Source organism: Lamprobacter sp., assembly GCF_034860625.1.
Classification (GTDB): Bacteria; Pseudomonadota; Gammaproteobacteria; order Chromatiales; family Chromatiaceae; genus Lamprobacter.
In genome coordinates, this window is record NZ_JAYESN010000754.1 from 1 (window position 1) to 495 (window position 495).

The window sequence follows — 495 nt, forward strand, 5'->3', positions numbered from 1 at the left end:
TCCAGGCTCACCTGGCCGAAGCGACTGAACTGATGCGCGTGCGCAACCTCCAGCACTTGCACGAACACCGCCTCGAATTCCACCCGAAAGCGCTTGCGGAAGGTCGCTAGGGTGTCGTGATCGGGGTGCTGATTGCAGGCGATGAAGCGAAAGGCCACCGAATCAAACGTGGCCAACTCGATCTTGCGGCTGGAGTAACAGCCGGTGGCGTAGCCGTAGATCAGCAGCGAGAGCATCATCGCCGGGTGATAGGGCAAGCTCCCGCGCCCGGCGTACGCCTGGATCAGGGCGCTCAGATCGAGCGCTTCCACCACTTCGACGACATAGCGCGCCAGATGGCCCTCGGGCAGCCAGTCCTGTAAAGACAGGGGCAACTCTAATGGGCGGGTGCGATCGATCGAGCGGAAGTTGGGCATCGGCGTTTTTCCTGAAGGAGCACGACAGTCTAACAAGTCGGCACGCGGGCGGCGGTAGCAAAGTCCGACAGGCTGCTAG

At 61.8% G+C, this 495-nt stretch carries 1 protein-coding gene; it reads right to left on the minus strand.

Translation table 11 applies throughout. The features are described 5' to 3' along the window. Window positions 1-416: transposase (locus tag VBE63_RS31150; protein WP_323686801.1), on the minus strand; the 416-nt coding region annotated here is incomplete at its 3' end. Window positions 417-495 lie beyond the last annotated feature (79 nt).